The organism is Thalassoglobus polymorphus (assembly GCF_007744255.1).
Classification (GTDB): Bacteria; Planctomycetota; Planctomycetia; order Planctomycetales; family Planctomycetaceae; genus Thalassoglobus; species Thalassoglobus polymorphus.
This window is the reverse complement of the sequence record NZ_CP036267.1, coordinates 186,042-202,502: the sequence shown is the minus strand read 5'-3', so window position 1 is coordinate 202,502 and position 16,461 is coordinate 186,042. Positions and strand designations below refer to the sequence as shown.

Genomic DNA, 16,461 nt, shown 5'->3' with positions numbered 1-16,461 from the left:
ATTCACCGGCGAAAACGCCAATAGCCCAAAATGCCACCGTTGCGATTAAACTGCTCATGCAACCCCCCATCGACGCCGTACGATGCCCGTGACAATCCCGCCGAGTAGGCCGAGAACAGATAGCGGGCTAGCCGCTTCCCTGATTGCAATGACCGATTCTTTCCCGGCCTTAGCTTCGTTTCGCAACGCGGAAACCGCTTGAATCTTTTCTAGGATTCCGGCATCTTCTGCCCTGAGTGTTTCAATCTCGCCTCTTGCGTTTCCAAGATGTTCGCGAAGCTCCTGCAACTCCGTTTCGAGCGTCTTGACCATTTCGGCCGCCGCTCGCTTGGCGTTCTCTTGAATAGCTTCCGTGTCAATGCTGACTGGATCCGGCTGTGGTTGAATTCCCCCCGGCCGGAACTTCGGTTGCGGTCCGTGAATTACGAGATTTGCAACCCGTTCCAAAAACGCCATAACCGGCCGCCTCGACTGATAGCCAGCTTGGTACCCATTCGGCCCCGATCCAGGAACCCATATAATCGGGAAGCCTTTCCCGGCCGCCGATGGACACTCTTGAGAGAAAGCCGCCGCCAATTCTTCATCATCGAACCCTACGCCGTCCCGATACGTGACAACCTGGAAGCTGTAGCCGGGAAATTGCCCGTCGTCAATCGCTTTTTTTAGCCGGTCGCATGGCCCGCATTGCTTGTCTGGCAACGTGAAAACAACCACTTTCGAACCTTGCGTAATGGCCTGATAGTACGTTCTCACAATCGAGCCGTACGACACAAACGCTGTATAACCTTCCCCGCCGTTACTGCATAATCCAATCACGCCGCCATTGGAATTGAATAGCGGGCCGCCGCTCCATCCAGGCGATGCCGTTAGGTCTGTGATGTTCTGAAAAAATAAACCTTCCGCCCAGCTTGTGGACGCTAGAGAGTCCCGGATAACCGTGCCGCTGCCGTAGGCGAACTGGCCGGACGGATAGCCGATAGAATAGACTTCGTCACCTGTCTTTGGTGGTCCCGATCCGACCGGATAGAAATCATACTTGCCGGCCGGAAGCCGATACGCGACGGCCCCTTCCGGTGGCCCGTCCTCCATGATTTTAACCGCCTGGAGTCGCTCCTGCGTCCCGTGCAAGACGACTTCAATCGTATCGTCAGCCCCGCAATGCTTGGCCGTCAAGACGACTCCAGACGGATCGACAACGACGCCGGAGCACAAACCGCCATCAGGCGAATGACACTTAACAAGTGCCGGCGAAACTTCGCCCGGCCCCATGCCGAAAACTTCGCTGGTGCTTGATGCCACCATAACGGCAAGAATAGCCGCCACGACGTGGCCTAATGTGATCCGGCCGAATGCCGCCGCTAAACCTGAACTTCGCATACTCATTCCCTTCATTTACAGTGCCGCAAGCCTAACGCAACCCGTTTGCGATAGACGCCAGTTCGTACCAATTCGCGTAATAGCCGGGCCGGGGAATGACGCGAAGGATTGCGACGGTTGAGCCGGCCGAGAGACTGCAAGAGATAACTGCATAGCTCTGAGCAAAATAGCCGGTCTGTTTTCGCATTAAATAATCGCAACGCACTTAGAATCCGCGTGCCCGAGAACCCCGCCCCGATGTAGTCGTATTCCGCCCGATCTTTGAGTAAATAGCCAGCAACTTCGGCTAGCCAAGCCGTTTCTGCCTTGGATAGCGTGTTTCCTGGTGTTAGCTCGTAAACGTCAACCCGGCCCCCGCTGTGGCAATAATCTCTAACCCGATCCCAAGCCTTAGCCAACTGGATCCCGCTAACCTCCTCGCCAGCGTGCAAGCACTCCCGGCCCGACATCGTTGTTGATTCTAGCAACGACATTCCGTGCAATGGGACAATGATGCCCACGTGGGACGGCGGAAACCGCAAGCCAGCCGGCGAGATTAACGACGACGTAACGGCCGAAATTGCCCGGCTCGCTTTGTCGGCCCCGTAGCATGCCAGCAAATCGCCAGCGTGAAAAAAACTAATCGTCGATGAGCCGGTCAAGCCTTGCCTCATGTGTTGCTGTTTTCTGCTCTACTGTGGCAACTCGCGTGTCTAGCGAATTGAGTTCTTTCTCATGGCTGGCTAGCTGTGTCTCAATGGTGGACTTGATCCAGCCGACATTGAAAGAAATTCGAGTAAGCCACGCAATAAATCCGCTTAGGATTCCAATGGCCCCGCCGACCAATACGGCAATGATTTCTGGATTCACATTTCATTCCCCTAGCTAAGTTCCGGGCCGCTTCGGGCCGCCTGCTGTAACGTTCGCGTCGTGTACCCCTATGCAAAAGTATGACACTGCCAGAACGACAGGCAGGCCCGGCCGGCTGATTGGATGTAACTACCAATAGGGCCAGTACCTCCGCCTGACCCAGTACGGACCGAGACGCCAAAAAGGACCCGATTGCCATTTTGGCAGTCATGCTATATGCCACAATGGCAGCCGTGGCGTGCGTGGCGTGGCTGGATAGAATCGCCTGCAAGAGTCCCACGTTTCATCAATGACCGTTTATGGTATCCTCAAAACTTATTGGTAAATGGCATTTACCAAAAAGTTTTCTCCACAAGCTGTTGCCTTCAAGAACGTTACGTCGACGAAAAAACTTATTGGTAATTGGTTCTTAGAGGTTCAAGATTAAAAGAGAATGAGAGATTGAAACAGAGATACCAATATACCAAAAAGTATTTTTTTTATTATTATTAGATGATTCTTGCGGTATTCCCTCAAAACTTATTGGTAAATGGCATTTACCAAAAAGCCCATAAAGTTCCGTTGATTTGTAGTCTGGCTGAAAGCTGGAACCGGCCGGCGTGGTTGAGTGTCGGCCAGGTTCGCTCCGCAGGACTCCAGAGTGACCCTGAGAGAAGACTTGCGGGCACAAGACGTAAAAAGAGCCGCCAAGACGGTTGAACGCGTCCTGACGGCTCTCTGTGGCTCCTGGCGATGTGTGGCCGGATTATTGCTGCTTGGCTTCGTCTACTTCGTCGATTGTCGGAAAGCCTAGAAAGCCTGAACTGTCCTTCTGCAAGTATTCCCTCGTAGGGCAATCCTGGCACTGTTCGTCGGTTAGTGTTCGCCTGTGAGTCTTCAGTTTTTTGATAGATGTGATTTCATGCCTGATGCAATAGGAATAGAACTTTTTGGCGTTGAAGTCCCCCGTGTATACTCTGGAGGTGCGACTTTCGTGACGAGCCGATGCGGATCCTTCCACTTTGGGAAACCCCTTGAACCATTCTTTCCTTGCAAGGGTCGAATACGCCGGCAATTTAGCCACCTCTCCCGCTAGGTCTTTCCGGAACGACCTATATTGAGAAACTGACTCGATTCTATTAGCAACTATAACTCTCATTATTCGCTCGCCCTCTAGCCTGTTTGCTTCGCCTGATAATTCATTGGCCGACATTCCAAGAAAATCCGACCAATCGACAAAGTCTTTGTATACGGAAATTGGATCGAATGGCAGACCGTCCGGTCGGTTGTTCTCTTTCCAATATGCCCGCCAGCCATTGCGGGCGGCCTTGCCGGTCTTTTCGGGTATTCTTAGCGAGTGGACTAGAGTTCGTGCTTCCTGGTAGCTCATCCACTTTCGGCTGGATGGCTTCGTTCCTTTCTTTCGAATGAGTTTTCTTGTTGCCGACTCACTATGATCAGCCCGGCAACTCAACGGAGACGACATAGCCGCATGATACGCCGACAACGCCGGATCATCCCCCGGCCGGCCGCCATCGAATAGGGCCGCCTCATAGCCGGCAATCGTTCGGCGTAGCGAGTGGATAAGATCCCGCATTTCACTAGAAAGTGAATCGTCTAAAAATTCCCTAACGTCTGGCATCAAATCCCCCTGATTTTTATTGACGGCCCGGTTGAGTCGAAATTGTGTAAGAAAAAAACAATGGCCGAGCTAAATGCTAGCCCGGCCGGCCCTGGTAATTCCTGGACCGGCCGAGATTGAACGTTTATGAGATCTCTAGGAAAATGAAAGTTTCCTGGAACTCTTCGTCGTATTCGCATTCCAGGTTAACGGATCCGTCGGCCCACGATTGGAAGAACTTATAAAGCTTCGCCTGTGCTTCCCCTGGACGGCCGGCGTATGAAAATGTAAACGCCTTCTCTCCCCTGATTGTTAACTCAACGGCCCGGCCGGCGATTCCTGAAAGTGTCTTTTCCATTCTCTGGATTCGTTCGTTGCGTGTTGCATTCGCCATCGTCTTATTTCCGTTTGCTGTGGTAGGTTGCTTGTCTCGTGAACCGAAATGTTACACAAGTTTATTTTGACGGTCAACAAACTTGCACAAGTTTCTTTCGAGAAAACGAAAAAGCCCGGTTCAAGCTTAACCTGGACCGGGCTTTTTCTGAGTTGCTTAGACTGGAATCGTAGTTAATCGCTCGCTGTGTGGCATGCCGCAAAAAACGCCATCCTTTCGAACGCTATCTGGATCGTTTTTTGAATCGCACAACACCTGGCCCTCTCTGCTGCCCACGCCGTGACTCTTTGCGAACATTGCGCAGCCTTCCCGTTCACCCTGCCCCCAGCCGTGATAACCCAATGCGGGCCAATGCACTTTCCTTTTCCATCCTCATAGGAAATTAAAACGCTCGGCGATTCAACGCCGGCCGCTATTAGCTGCTCAATGTGTTCGGTAATTGTCTTCATTTATCTTTTTCCTTTGTGGTAGGTTGATCTCCTTGCCGGCAACGAAGAACGCCGGCAAGGAAGTTTAACGCCGGCTCTATGACCGGATAGAGAATCTTCAATAGCTCGGCCCGCAATGCCTGGATGGCTCGGCCGAGTTCCTCAAGTTCGGTCCGTGGTCTCATTGCTCCTTGCCCTTCTCAACTCTTGGCCGGCCCTGTGGCGTTCTCTCGCTGAGTTTCTTTCGTTCGCTCGCCGGCAACGCGTCTTTGCAGAGATCGGTCACCCATTCGGATAACGGCCGGCCGTCTTTCTTGGCTGCTGCCTTGAATGCGTCCCACCAATCAACCGGGCCTGAGATCGGCTGTCTATGAATCTTGCTTTTTTTCTTGCTCATTGGATCGCCTTCGGTTGAAAGAGAATTCAATCTTGCCAGTTCACAATGCCCCTGTCGGATCCATCGGCGTTGTACCCCTTGAGTATCGTAATCTCAAAGAGATCGCCAATGATTCCCGGCAATGGCGTTGCATGCAATACGAAAGCCGCGATATGTTCGTGAAAATCTCTCGTCACTCCCATGACGTTATCAACGTAAAGATAAGTTTTGTCGCATTGCGTCCGCGTGATGTTCATTGGATCGCCTTCGGTTCGTGGTAGGTTGCTGTCCGCGTGAGAAAGAATCTCATACAAGTTTAACCGACAGTGCAACAAACTTACGCAAGTTATTTCTGAAAATAAAAAAACGGCCCCGGATTTCTCCAGGGCCGTTTGCCTACTTGCTCGCGAGAAGCTCCCGGAGACCTTGGCTGATTGCCTCCGCGTTGTCGTCCCTCCCTTCTGTCGCTGCCCGGAACCATTCGTCTAGCAACTCTCTTGCTGCGGCTTTCTTCAAGATTAGATGTTTGCTCGGCGAATGCTCGGACACTTGCCAGTTCCGCATACGGTGGAACCACTCGAAAACGCCCGGCTGTGAAGTTTCGGCAACCTCTCGCGGTCGCTTGGTTTGTAAGTCGCCAACCTGGACGACTTCAACTGTCACTCGCATCGTTCCGACGTCCAGGATTCGCAACAATGGTGGACAGTCGCCGGCCTGCAACGGATCGGCCGTTACGATTGTCCCCGGCCACCATCCGTACTTCCTGCATGAACTGGCCGGGCTGCTCATGATTCCGTAAGTCGTGCGCTGATTGCAATTCATTCGTCTGCTTTCTGTGATAGGTCAAAGAGTGAAGAAGCCGGCCCGGCTTAACGACTGGCGAAGAACCAGCCGAGAAGCTCCCGAAATGACATCTCAGAGAACATTGCCAGCGTCTTGTTGGCCTGCTCTAGCTGGTCCCGGTAATCGGCTAGAAGCTCGCCTTGAACTTGCCGTTCTTCTTCAGACTTCAAGTGCCGATTGTTGGCTGTCATTCTCATTGCCTTCTCAGACTGCAATTGCATGGTGAGATCTGCGTTTCTGCTAGAGAGTTCATTCTTTCGGCGTTCCGCCGCCTGCAACTTCTCCTTGAGTTCGCCCACCTGCATTTTCAGCAAATCGCCCCGGCTTGCACTCTCGGCGTATCGAACCGACATCTTGCCAAGCTCGCGAGAGTAAAGAGACACCAGAGATTCCAGCTCTCTCACCTTTCCCCGCTCGGCCGCCATTGACCGAAAAAGACGGATGGCCCGCTTAATGGAACCGGTGAACTTGTCGACATTACCGGCCGCCATTACAGAGAATGGCATGGTGGTTTTATGGGATTTCTTAGTCATAAGTTCTTTCTTTCGTGTTTGTGGTAGGTTGCTGCTTACTCTTCTGTGAATTGATTGTTTAGAAACATATGTGCCAGTGCTTCAGAATCCCCCGCCGCTTTGTTCTCCAGGATCCTTTCCGCGAATGAAACCGCGTCATCGAGCCGAACCGTAACCAACCAGGGCTGACGATTCCGACGATGAAAAACGGCCGGCACATCTTCGGCCGATGCGTCCCGCACGGATTGTTGAACGGCTTTGTCCAGGTTGAGTTTTTCAACCCTCTTGCATTCAATGTGGATACCATCGAGCCCCACAACGTCTTTTCCTTCCAGTCCGGTGTGCTGCTGACCACGCCGGCAAGACGTGCCGAGCAAACCATTAAGAGCATGAGAAAGCTCTCTCTCTCCTGCTTTCCCTTTTTTGCATCCGTTAATTGCCATTCTATTAATCCCTTCCGGCTTCATAGCCAACTAAAAAAGCAACAATGGCAACAATTGCCAAAGATATAAAACTCACCATTCAATCCCCCGTCCAGGTAATCATTGACGCTCTTCTTCCGCCAGAACTGCCCTCATCCGAGATGGCAATAACGCCCCGGCTTTCCAGTTCCTTTAGCATTCCCCAACGCTCGGAAGCCTTGAGAAATCGTGTCTTTGCGTGCAACTCCGATGAGCGAATTGATCCCCGGTCTTGAATCACTCTTTCCAGCTTCTTCCAACTGCGTTCATGTTCATTTTCCGACACGTAATCAACCGCCATCGAAAGAAGACGCTGCGTTAAGTAGGTCACCAACTCAATGGCCCACTCGGCCGCGTGCGTATCAATCAATGGATCATCGAAACTCTCTGAACAAGCGTGAATAAGAGCAAGCTTGCGGGCCTTCTCCCCGGCCCGGCTCCACAATGCTTGTTCAATGTCATCGTCTCTTTGCGATAAGCTTCTCACTGTGAAATCCATCAACATCTTTCCGGCGTCCGGCGTTGTTTGAACGACTCTCGGCTGTGCTGTAATGTCCGACAAGTTCCCGCCCGGCTTGAACTCAAACCAGCGTTTTACGTCCGCTGCAAGCTCGGCCGGAAACTCTTCGCGAACTGGCCGCGTGTTGATCTCTGCGTTGTCGTCCCCCTCGAAAATCAACAACCTTGAAACGAAGCCATCCGTTAAACTCTCCTTTTCTAATGAGTCGAAAAACGATCCCGGAACCGTCGTCCCGTATAGGCAAGCGTTCGGGCAATCTATTTTGATGTTCTTTTTTGAATCCGCGTACGCCGCTCCCAAGAAAACAGAATCGGACGATGTGAAAAGCTTCATAAGAACGGTAACAACTTGATACAAATGAGGATTCTTCTGGCCATTGCCGATAGACTTCAGGAATCGGCCGATCTCATCATTTTGAAACAAGAGTGCCGGCTCATCTGGCTCGCCAATGGCGTTGATAATTCCCGGCCCCGAAACGAATTCTTCCGGGCCAATAATCGGATCGGCTTGGCCTGCAACTAATGCCGCCTTGTTCACTTTCCGGCTGTGTTCCTTGCCGCCACCTGATCGGCAAAGCCCGACCGTGTAAACATTCGCCCGGCTTCCGAAATCGTCTGTCACCTTCCGGCCAATTAACGCCCCCATCAAAGAGATTGAAGCCGCCAAGCTCAAAACCGGCTGTGGAATAAACGCCGTGCGAATCGTGTAATCGATTAAGCCGGAAATCATCCCCGGAACGTGTAATAAGTGGCTCGGAAATTCGGTTGACTGGCTTTTTTCTTCGTTCCGCTTCTCGGCCGTTCTTAACGCCTCGTCAATGTTCACGTGGCTTAGATCGGCCCGCTTTCCGTAGCCTTGACGCGTCAACTCATTGGCCGCCGCTGACATATCGCCGCCGTGATTCAGCCAAGCGTAAACGGAGAACTTGTTATAACCCCGGTTCGGTTCCATTCCACAATTCGGCGAGAACGGATAGAACAAGCCCGAGCCGCCCGCGTTTGTGGTCGCAGACAGTAAACTCTTTGTTCCTGGACGTCGCCAACGTCCGGTGTCGCCCTCGGAACCAACGAACGTGAAGCCGGCCGGCTCTAAGATTTCCGCCCATGTCGTACGTTGCTCGAAATCATCGCCCGGCCGGATCCCTTCAGACCGGTCGACGGAATTCCCGGCCGGACGCTCATGTGAAACAAGCTCTGGCTTGCAGTTGAACTGCCGGGCCGCCTGCAATAGAACGGCCCTCTCATCGGCCGTGATCGTCTGCAACTCCGACAACTTCGGCCCGGCGATGTGTTGATAGTTCGACGCCCCCAACGGATGCGAAAAATCTGCCGATCCAGGTGATAGACAGTAACCGCCCTCCCCGCGTGTCTCTAAAATTGCCTTCCACTTGCCGGCCTGTGATCGGCTCGGCACATATGCTAGCTTTTGGTTGCCCTCTACGGGGCTTTCGCAGCGATAGTTAACGTGATAGCCGGGTCGTGGCGTCCGGATTAGACAGAGATTGCTTCGCAATCCCGGCCGCAATTCGTCCACAATTGCCGCCCACGCCCTCAACGCATCGTCTGTGGTTAAGTCCGTTTCGGCCTCATCGTCAATGTCGAAATCAATCGCCTCTAAGTTGCCAGAGATCGCCCCGCATACCCGGCCAATCCCGACCGGCTGCGAAAAACTGCCCTGGACCTCTTCCGCTGTTGGCCGGGTCTTAATAAACCGCTTCCATGGCCCCCGTGGAACCTTATTGGATCCGACCGGGAAAACAGAAATTCCCGCTTCGTGTAACTCTTTCGCGTAGTCTAGGCATTGCATTATTGACGTTTTCCCTTTGTATTGTCGCTTACTGGCTTCCCGAGCCGTTTATTACAATCACTGCACGCTAACGCGAGTTTCCCGGAAAGGAATTCCTTTTCGTACATCTTCTGGCGTGTCGACTGATTCACTTTTGCCGCAACCCATTTTCTGGGCTCCGTATGATGGAATTCGAGACGATTCGCCGAGCCGCAAAACTCGCACTCCCCACCCATAGCAATAACCAGGATAGCCCGCCGATTCCTTAAACCGGCTTTGATTGACCGCTTTGCTTTATCGCACATGTCTTGCCTTTCTTGTCGTTAGAGTAATCCCTCAGAAAGCAACTTAAATGCTGTTGCCGCCACGATTGGAATTTGTCCATCCCCAACGGCCTCAAGTCTGTCCACCCTATTGGCCACCCTATAAGCCACTCGCTCCAGTACGGGTTCACGGGGCCACCCACAACCGCATTCAAAGGCTTTGTATTCCTCCTCATCTGGCTTGGACCTCCATTGTTTCTGGCGTCCTGAACTGTGATCGTAGGCAAGTACCCACATTCGGTTCCTTTTGTGACTCGCGCCGAAGTGCCAACCTCCCAAAACACCCCACCGGCAGTCATACCCCAGGCGGTCAAGTCCCTTGACGATTCTGGTAAGTCCTCTAGTTCGCAGGTTTGGCGAGTTTTCCGCGAAGATAAAACTAGGTCTAACTTCTTCAATGATTCGCTCATATTCGAACCATAGCGACGAACGTGAGCCGGCAAGCCCTTTTCCTGTACCCGCAATACTGACGTCCTGGCACGGGAATCCTCCGGTGATAATGTCGACAAGTCCTCTCCAGGGTCGGCCGTCAAAAGTGCGGACGTCGTCCCATATCGGGAACCGGTCAAGGATTCCGTCTCTCTGTCGCTGCAATAGGATCCGCCGCCTGGATTTCTCAATTTCGCACGCCGCAACCGTATTCCATCCCAGTAACTTTGAGGCGAGTAATCCGCCGCCAGCTCCTGCGAACAATGCCTACTCATTGAACTCACCTTTCGTGTTATTGTGATTCACTGCTTGCCTTTCTTATCGTTAGAATGGAACGTCATCGGGATCAATCAACGCAAGCTGTTTGAGTCCTCGATTTTCCTCAAACTCTTCAAGCGGATCGGCCCCGGCTTCGCCGACTTCCGGCCGTTCATCCAGGACATAATCAACCAGAGATGAGAACCGCTCCCCGGACACTTTCCGCCGTGTGATCTCGCGAGTGACTGACAAGCCGCCGAGCCGGGCAATGTTCACCGCATCGGCTGCCGTGTGTGGCATCGGCAAGCGTGAACGCTCGGCCCACCATTTACGGGCCTTATCCCCCGCAAAACCATCATGCTCAATGCAAATCCATTCACTGATGCTATTGCCCGATGAAACCATGTAGTCAACACGCATTGTTTTTGGTGCCGTTTCATCGGCCCCCATCTTGGTATGTAGATAAAACTCCGTGTCGTGGACCTCAAAAACGTCCTCTGTGATCTCCCCGGACAACGGGGCAACGTCGTCCGCTTCCGCTTCGTGCTTCGGCTTCTCCTGGATCGGAAACGCAAAGCCACAATCGACGCACAATGCCCGGCCGGCTGCGTTCTCAGACTGGCATTGCGGGCACACCTTGCTAGGTGCTTCGCCGGCTTCCCCTTTTCGTTTCTTGCCGTGTCCAATGTTGACTTGATCAACCGGCCCGTGACGCATGACATTCCCGCCGAAATCTAAAATCAGGCAATTCCTTTTCCCCGGAAACAGCCGGAAGCCCCGGCCAACCATTTGATAATAAAGCCCCGGCGAAAGCGTTGAACGCAACAGAACGACCGCGTCAACATTCGGTGCGTTGAATCCCGTTGTTAAAACGTTGACGTTGACAAGATATTTGATCTCTCCGGCCTTGAACTTAACGATAGTTTCGTCACGCTCGGCCGGATCGGTATCGCCTGTGATCAACGCGACCGTTTCGCCGGCCGACTGTAGGAAATTGCAAATCTCCACCGCATGAGACACGCCCGCCGAGAAGATCAAGACACTATTGCGGTCTTTCGTCCGGCCGATTGTTTCGCGAACGGCTTCAGAGACCGTTTGCAGCATGGAAGATTCCATATCCGAAGCGTTGTAGTCTCCCCTGGTTACCCGAATGCCGCTATCGTCGAATTCTGTCACCCGCTTTGAGACCAGCGGGGATAGATACCCATCGGCAATGAGTTCCCTAACGCCGACTTCGTAGGCAATTTCCGTGAAAATCTCGCCTTCTCCGTAGATCAATCCGGACGATAACCGGTAAGGAGTTGCCGTTAACCCCATCAGCCGGAATTTGGGGTTAACCATTGCTGCATCTTGCAGAAATGTCCGATACATTCCTTCTCCGTCTGGCGGAATTAAGTGGGCCTCATCGACGATAACCATGTTAAACGGCCCTAGCTCGGCCGCCCGTTTATAAACGGACTGGATCCCGGCCGTGATAATTGCGTTTTCTGTCTCACGCCGCTTGAGACCGGCCGAATAAACGCCCACGTCTAGCGTGCTATCAACTTCAAGAATCTCGGCCGCTGATTGACCCACTAGCTCTTTGACGTGCGATAAAATCAAGCATCGGCCGCCCCAATGCGTTGTGACATCCCGTGCAATCGTCGACAAGATGATTGTTTTCCCGCCGCCTGTCGGAATGACCTGCAACGGCCGGGCCTGTGGATCCCTTCGAAGTGCCTCGTATCCGAACCGGATCGAATCGGCTTGATATGGCCTTGCCTGCATTGCTCTTTCTCGCTTGTGGTAGGTTGCGTAAAAAAATCAAAAGCCGGCCCTGGAATCGAACCAGGGGGAAACCGTTCCGGCGTTCGTCGTTACCAGACTGGAGCACCCGGCCCCGGTTCCGGCTGTGATTGCGGCCCGGCCGGCTGTTGAACCGGCTGCTGTGGTGGCTGCTGCGTGTACTGTTGGGACGGCTGTTGAACCGGCTGCTGTGGTGGTGGTTGCGGCCGGTTGTTCCGTGGCTGGCATCGCTGGAACGTTTGCCGCATGTCGTCCCCGGTTCCTTTCAGCCCCAACGTGAGAATAAACGGGATCTCGCAAAGCTCGGAAGTGTCCCGCAACGTTGGCTTGTTAATGGCGTTGCAAATGCCTTTCAATTCTCCCCGTGCAATATCGCGAGTCCGAGTTGAGTTGTGCCAGAGATTGAGAGACCAGAACAGAACGCCGCCCCGGTGTTCTCCGTCCCCGATAGACAATTCCAACGCCAAGAGATCGCCGTTCTTCGTCTTGGTTTCCCGCTTCTCTTCTTTGACGATCTTCACAAGATAGTCACCGGCCGGGTAAAGTTGTCCCCCGCCGCGTGATTCCTGATAGTCGTCGTGATTCCAGTCAATAGCTGCCATGATGAAAAAGCCTTTGTCGTAGAGTGAAAAAAGTGGTAGGTTGCTTGGTGCGAGTGGATCCCTAGAGTTCCTTAACGCTTCGCCCAACGAGACGGGAAACGGCCACTTGAGCCCCCAGAAACAAGAGCGTCACAATCGCCAAGTTTCCGAAAACGCGGATGTGATTCGTGCCGGCTCCGTCCTGGATTGCAATAACTCCAGCGTTCTCCCCGCCCCCTCCCCGCCGTTGCAGTTCGTCAATCAGTTCGACCGTGCTGCAACATTCCGCAGGACTCGGCCGCTTGCGAACCTTGACGGCCCCCGCCTTAATGTCCGCTCTCGATGGACCGGCCATAGGATGAAACGCCGGTAGTGTGGTGATGTTTGCATTTGTCGTGAATAGCATGAAATCGCCTCTCTCTAGTGGTAAAAAGTGCTGTGGTAAGTCGCTGAATGAACGGGCCGTTTAACGGATCCCGTAATACTCGCAAATGGCCGCGTCTACGTGGCCGAGATCGTTAGGAATGCTCGGCGAAGCAAACATATCAAACGGAGATTTGACCGGGTCTGAACCGTCTGTAGTGGTTGTGAAGAAGTGCTGTCCGTCCAGGCAATGGCAACGCAAGACGATTGAGAACAAGCCCTCAACGGTAATCTTTTCGTCGAGCATCTTGCCAATGGTCTTGGCCTTCGTCCGGCCGTCCGCTGTTGTCTCGGTGTGCCAAAGAAAGTAGACGCGCGCATCGTTCGGCCCATTGTTGGCCGCTTGCATAACGTCCCAAGCTGACCGGCCGATTTCAGTGAATTTATCGAAAGACTTTTCACCGCTCCGACGCATGAAAGCGTTCGCCATTGTGTACTGAAAATCGTCAATGACGAAAACCCGCTTCCCGGCTCTGTACGCTTCCGGGATAATCTTTTGAATTTCGGCCGGATCATCTGTAGGCCGTACGGACGATTCCCAGCCTGCCGAGCGAAACGGCAACGGCTTTTTCACCGGCTGGATAATCAAGGTTTGGTTCGGGTCAAGCGTGCGTAGGCTGGAAGTTTTTCCGCTGCCAGACTCGCCTAAAATAACGGTTGCAATGCTCATTTCTGCTCTCTGTGGTAGGTTGCTTATTTACGGGAAACGCCGGACGCTTATTGAAACTTCCGGCGTGGATCATCAACCACCTGGAAGCCATCGGCCGGAAGCTCGAAAACCGCCTCTTCTCCCGTCTCGGTTGTGTCCTCTCCGCAATGAGGACAAAGCACGCCGGCATTTCGAGCGTGAGATAAATCGACTGCCATAAACTTGCGAAGCCGGGCCGCTGATCGCTCCATGGCCTTAGCCACTCCAGACTGATCGGAAAACCCCAACGCCTCCGCCGCATCCTCTTGAGTCCACCCCATGCCGTGGCACAAGCAAAGAGCCGCCACCCCTCGAAGTGCTGTCGGCCGCGTTCCTGGACCGGAAATAAAACCCGGCTGTTCGATAGCCTCTCGAATGTCCTCAAGTAGCGTGCCCGTTTGCGTGACTGTCCGGCGTTCCGGCTGGCAATCTGTCATTGTTCTGACTCCGTAAGTGATAAAAAGAATTGACTCTCTATCACCAGGGCCGAATCAACCGAAAAATAAACCAAACGGGCAAGAAAACTTTTCGAGAATGTTCAATCGCAAGAGCATAGACACGCGAGAAACTTTTCAAGAAATCCGAAGCGTCAACCTGTCGTCAACCTGGTTAACTTTCCTGGTTACCGATTTGGTTACCCACCAAAGCCCGTACGGCCCAAAACTAGGACGGAAAAGCCCTTAAAAGGTTTACTTTTGCCCTGTTTCCCTATGAAAGACGCCCGCTGTAGCGGACTCATAATCCGTTGGTTGTGGGTTCGAGTCCCGCCAGCCCCATTCATTTTCACTCTCTCGCAAGCAGTGTCATCGTGCATTTCTCGTGCAGAATTTGGCGTTTGCTAAACGGTTTTGTTTCTGATGCCTGTTAGCGGAGAGGCAACGCTCGGTTCAGGTTGCTGTTTGTGTTGCGATTTTGGCGGGGAAAATTGAGGGATTGGGTTTCTAATTTTTCTCGGACTTTTCCAGGGTGTCGAAGTATTTTTTGATGCCTTCGAGGTAGCCGGGGGGGATTTGTTCTTGTTCGATGACGTCGTCGAGTGATTGTTGTAATTCGCCGACGATGCGTTTGTAGTCGGCGTCGGTGATGTCGCCGGAGTCGGAGAGGCCTTTGGTCTTCATGGAGAGCAAGATGCGGCCTTTCTGGATGGCGGCTTTTGATTTTTCGTCGATGAAGTCCGTCCCGATGGAGTCGTCTTCTTCGACCTCTCCCCCTTCACCGAAACCTTGTCCGCCGGTTCCTTCGCCCTCGCCTTCTCCTTCACCCTGCCCCATGCCGTCTCCCATCATCTGAGCATACAACTCTGCGTAATCTTCCAAAGTCATTTCGCCGGGAAACATTTCTCCGTCAAGTTTTCCGTCAGCGTTCATCTGCTTCGCCATGCTGATCATTTCAAGAGCTTCTTCGAGGTCTTTCATATCGCGGGCAGACTGGGCAAGCATTTCCATTTCCTGCTGCGCGACTTCCAGCGATTCTTTGAGAGCCTCCATCGCTTCTTTGGAGAGCTTGCCATCTTTGGCGGCTTCGAGTTGTTGCTTCGCACGCTCGATGGCTGCATTGAGAGCCTTGGAGCCGACTTTGTTGGATGCAAAGTCGGAGAGCTCATTCATCTTCTTTTGAATCTGTCGTTCGAGTTCGGTTCGTTCGACAGGATCAGTCGTCTTGGCGAGGCGTTCGAGATCTTCCTGGAGCTTGTCGACTTCGCTCTTCATACTTTCGGCACTTCCTTGCTGCAATTCTTTTTTCCATTTCCGAAAGAGTTCCTGATCGCGGATGGCCCCCAGCTTTTGCTGCCCGTTCATTTTGTCATTGAGTGATTTTAATTCCCCCGAGTTCAGCTTGCGGAATTTCTCACCGATTTGTTTCTGGTGTTTGTTCAAGCGTGCGAGGTTGGCTTTGCGATCACCACTTTTCATTTTTCCGAAATCGCTCTTGAGTGCCTCAAGTGCTTTCTCGACCGCTTCGGAGTTCTCAGCTTCGATTTCTTTCTCTGCCAGAATCGCCTTGCGTTTTTCGGTCTGCTTGGCGGTTTCTTCGATCAGACGTTTTTGCTGTTCTTCCTGTTTGGCTTCTGCCACCTTGCCGAACGGATCGAGTGTCGGAACAAAGAACGCCCCCGCGAACAGGAGAGCCATTGCTCCGGCAGTCCATAACCACGACTTCTCCCATTGAAACGGCGCGACTGAGCCAGCATCGATCTTCCCGGCGAGCTCTTCCGCTTTCATGGTGACGAGCGGCTTGTATTCTGATTGTGAAGTCTTCACTGAAAGCAGCGTGAGGTACAGATCGTGCGTTCCTTGATTTTCATCAATGGCATGGGCGGCCTGACTCTGCTCCGGTCGACCTGGGAGCAACACTGCGATCAACAAGCCGACTTCCGGGACCATCAACACGGAGAACGGTGTGAACCAATCCGGGAAGTAGCCAGTCAAACGCCCTACGAGCATCAACGTTAAGTACACCGCTGCCAAGATCAGCGTGACGAGAAATGCTCGCTGAACGATTTTGCGAATGGTCAGCCGCAATTGCACCTGCTGAAGAAGGTGTTGAGCCTTGGGTGAGTTTGACATCGCTCGATGGGACCAGTCTCTAGAGTCAAAAAGGTAGACAATCACGGCAGAATTGAGTGAGCCGCTATTTCTACGTATTCAGGATACGATTTGTTGGCGGGAACAACAAGAAATGTTTTGAATTTGGCGAGAAACTCATGATCGGCGAGAAAACATCGAGTCTTTTCAGAAATTGTATTCGCGACCAGCTGCGCCGAGTTCAGCGTTTCTGAACCTGATAGGAAATTTGAGAGTGTTTTGAACCTTTGTCTAAGTGAAACTC

Annotated in this window: 19 protein-coding genes; all 19 read right to left on the bottom strand. The window is 52.8% G+C overall.

Annotated elements, in window-relative coordinates; translation table 11 throughout:
* Positions 1 to 54: 54 nt before the first annotated feature.
* Positions 55 to 1,383, bottom strand: coding sequence for a S1 family peptidase (locus tag Mal48_RS00690; protein WP_197441941.1), 1,329 nt, complete (start codon positions 1,381 to 1,383; stop codon positions 55 to 57).
* A gap of 402 nt (positions 1,384 to 1,785) precedes the next feature.
* Positions 1,786 to 1,968 carry a hypothetical protein gene (locus Mal48_RS00685; protein ID WP_145195196.1) on the bottom strand — a complete coding sequence of 61 codons (183 nt, stop codon included), beginning with the start codon at positions 1,966 to 1,968 and terminating at the stop codon, positions 1,786 to 1,788.
* Between the two features lie 27 nt (positions 1,969 to 1,995).
* The gene (locus Mal48_RS00680; RefSeq protein WP_145195194.1) at positions 1,996 to 2,226 is read right to left on the bottom strand and encodes a hypothetical protein; all 231 of its coding nucleotides are present in this window, start codon (positions 2,224 to 2,226) and stop codon (positions 1,996 to 1,998) included.
* A gap of 745 nt (positions 2,227 to 2,971) precedes the next feature.
* Positions 2,972 to 3,847, bottom strand: a complete 876-nt coding sequence (locus tag Mal48_RS00675) for a hypothetical protein (protein WP_145195192.1) — start codon at positions 3,845 to 3,847, stop codon at positions 2,972 to 2,974.
* A gap of 124 nt (positions 3,848 to 3,971) precedes the next feature.
* Positions 3,972 to 4,220: a hypothetical protein gene (locus Mal48_RS00670; RefSeq protein WP_145195190.1), complete on the bottom strand. Its 249-nt coding sequence runs from the start codon at positions 4,218 to 4,220 to the stop codon at positions 3,972 to 3,974.
* Positions 4,221 to 4,665: 445 nt separating this feature from the next.
* Complete coding sequence (locus tag Mal48_RS23030) at positions 4,666 to 4,833, bottom strand: hypothetical protein (protein WP_197441940.1); 168 nt, start codon at positions 4,831 to 4,833, stop codon at positions 4,666 to 4,668.
* The gene (locus Mal48_RS00665) at positions 4,830 to 5,045 is read right to left on the bottom strand and encodes a hypothetical protein (protein WP_145195188.1); all 216 of its coding nucleotides are present in this window, start codon (positions 5,043 to 5,045) and stop codon (positions 4,830 to 4,832) included. The genes Mal48_RS23030 and Mal48_RS00665 overlap by 4 nt, the downstream gene beginning before the upstream one ends.
* Positions 5,046 to 5,071: 26 nt before the next feature.
* Entirely contained in the window at positions 5,072 to 5,281 is a 210-nt protein-coding gene (locus tag Mal48_RS00660) for a hypothetical protein (protein ID WP_145195186.1), read from the bottom strand.
* 139 nt (positions 5,282 to 5,420) lie between these two features.
* Entirely contained in the window at positions 5,421 to 5,846 is a 426-nt protein-coding gene (locus tag Mal48_RS00655) for a hypothetical protein (protein ID WP_145195184.1), read from the bottom strand.
* Positions 5,847 to 5,893: 47 nt separating this feature from the next.
* Complete coding sequence (locus tag Mal48_RS00650) at positions 5,894 to 6,400, bottom strand: hypothetical protein (RefSeq protein WP_145195182.1); 507 nt, start codon at positions 6,398 to 6,400, stop codon at positions 5,894 to 5,896.
* 35 nt (positions 6,401 to 6,435) lie between these two features.
* Positions 6,436 to 6,822, bottom strand: a complete 387-nt coding sequence (locus tag Mal48_RS00645; RefSeq protein WP_197441938.1) for a putative PDDEXK endonuclease — start codon at positions 6,820 to 6,822, stop codon at positions 6,436 to 6,438.
* Positions 6,823 to 6,901: 79 nt separating this feature from the next.
* Positions 6,902 to 9,166 carry a bifunctional DNA primase/polymerase gene (locus Mal48_RS00640; RefSeq protein WP_145195180.1) on the bottom strand — a complete coding sequence of 755 codons (2,265 nt, stop codon included), beginning with the start codon at positions 9,164 to 9,166 and terminating at the stop codon, positions 6,902 to 6,904.
* Between the two features lie 302 nt (positions 9,167 to 9,468).
* Positions 9,469 to 10,161, bottom strand: coding sequence for a DNA cytosine methyltransferase (locus Mal48_RS23815; RefSeq protein ID WP_145195178.1), 693 nt, complete (start codon positions 10,159 to 10,161; stop codon positions 9,469 to 9,471).
* Between the two features lie 60 nt (positions 10,162 to 10,221).
* On the bottom strand, positions 10,222 to 11,922 hold the full coding sequence (locus tag Mal48_RS00630) for a DEAD/DEAH box helicase (protein WP_145195175.1): 1,701 nt from the start codon (positions 11,920 to 11,922) through the stop codon (positions 10,222 to 10,224).
* 89 nt (positions 11,923 to 12,011) lie between these two features.
* Positions 12,012 to 12,542, bottom strand: coding sequence for a DUF669 domain-containing protein (locus Mal48_RS00625; protein ID WP_145195173.1), 531 nt, complete (start codon positions 12,540 to 12,542; stop codon positions 12,012 to 12,014).
* 61 nt (positions 12,543 to 12,603) lie between these two features.
* Positions 12,604 to 12,927, bottom strand: a complete 324-nt coding sequence (locus Mal48_RS00620; protein ID WP_145195172.1) for a hypothetical protein — start codon at positions 12,925 to 12,927, stop codon at positions 12,604 to 12,606.
* 60 nt (positions 12,928 to 12,987) lie between these two features.
* Entirely contained in the window at positions 12,988 to 13,614 is a 627-nt protein-coding gene (locus Mal48_RS00615) for a DEAD/DEAH box helicase family protein (RefSeq protein WP_145195170.1), read from the bottom strand.
* A gap of 47 nt (positions 13,615 to 13,661) precedes the next feature.
* The gene (locus Mal48_RS00610) at positions 13,662 to 14,069 is read right to left on the bottom strand and encodes a hypothetical protein (protein WP_145195168.1); all 408 of its coding nucleotides are present in this window, start codon (positions 14,067 to 14,069) and stop codon (positions 13,662 to 13,664) included.
* Between the two features lie 504 nt (positions 14,070 to 14,573).
* Positions 14,574 to 16,199: a hypothetical protein gene (locus Mal48_RS00605; RefSeq protein WP_145195166.1), complete on the bottom strand. Its 1,626-nt coding sequence runs from the start codon at positions 16,197 to 16,199 to the stop codon at positions 14,574 to 14,576.
* Positions 16,200 to 16,461: the final 262 nt, after the last annotated feature.

What these genes read in the sequence shown, in the direction of transcription:
- Mal48_RS00690 (WP_197441941.1), bottom strand. Translation starts at nt 1,383, where the DNA reads ATGAGTATGCGAAGTTCAGGTTTAGCGGCGGCATTCGGCCGGATCACA.
- Mal48_RS00685 (WP_145195196.1), bottom strand. Translation starts at nt 1,968, where the DNA reads ATGCTACGGGGCCGACAAAGCGAGCCGGGCAATTTCGGCCGTTACGTC.
- Mal48_RS00675 (WP_145195192.1), bottom strand. Translation starts at nt 3,847, where the DNA reads ATGCCAGACGTTAGGGAATTTTTAGACGATTCACTTTCTAGTGAAATG.
- Mal48_RS00670 (WP_145195190.1), bottom strand. Translation starts at nt 4,220, where the DNA reads ATGGCGAATGCAACACGCAACGAACGAATCCAGAGAATGGAAAAGACA.
- Mal48_RS23030 (WP_197441940.1), bottom strand. Translation starts at nt 4,833, where the DNA reads ATGAGACCACGGACCGAACTTGAGGAACTCGGCCGAGCCATCCAGGCA.
- Mal48_RS00665 (WP_145195188.1), bottom strand. Translation starts at nt 5,045, where the DNA reads ATGAGCAAGAAAAAAAGCAAGATTCATAGACAGCCGATCTCAGGCCCG.
- Mal48_RS00660 (WP_145195186.1), bottom strand. Translation starts at nt 5,281, where the DNA reads ATGAACATCACGCGGACGCAATGCGACAAAACTTATCTTTACGTTGAT.
- Mal48_RS00655 (WP_145195184.1), bottom strand. Translation starts at nt 5,846, where the DNA reads ATGAATTGCAATCAGCGCACGACTTACGGAATCATGAGCAGCCCGGCC.
- Mal48_RS00650 (WP_145195182.1), bottom strand. Translation starts at nt 6,400, where the DNA reads ATGACTAAGAAATCCCATAAAACCACCATGCCATTCTCTGTAATGGCG.
- Mal48_RS00645 (WP_197441938.1), bottom strand. Translation starts at nt 6,822, where the DNA reads ATGGCAATTAACGGATGCAAAAAAGGGAAAGCAGGAGAGAGAGAGCTT.
- Mal48_RS00640 (WP_145195180.1), bottom strand. Translation starts at nt 9,166, where the DNA reads ATGCAATGCCTAGACTACGCGAAAGAGTTACACGAAGCGGGAATTTCT.
- Mal48_RS00630 (WP_145195175.1), bottom strand. Translation starts at nt 11,922, where the DNA reads ATGCAGGCAAGGCCATATCAAGCCGATTCGATCCGGTTCGGATACGAG.
- Mal48_RS00625 (WP_145195173.1), bottom strand. Translation starts at nt 12,542, where the DNA reads ATGGCAGCTATTGACTGGAATCACGACGACTATCAGGAATCACGCGGC.
- Mal48_RS00620 (WP_145195172.1), bottom strand. Translation starts at nt 12,927, where the DNA reads ATGCTATTCACGACAAATGCAAACATCACCACACTACCGGCGTTTCAT.
- Mal48_RS00615 (WP_145195170.1), bottom strand. Translation starts at nt 13,614, where the DNA reads ATGAGCATTGCAACCGTTATTTTAGGCGAGTCTGGCAGCGGAAAAACT.
- Mal48_RS00610 (WP_145195168.1), bottom strand. Translation starts at nt 14,069, where the DNA reads ATGACAGATTGCCAGCCGGAACGCCGGACAGTCACGCAAACGGGCACG.
- Mal48_RS00605 (WP_145195166.1), bottom strand. Translation starts at nt 16,199, where the DNA reads ATGTCAAACTCACCCAAGGCTCAACACCTTCTTCAGCAGGTGCAATTG.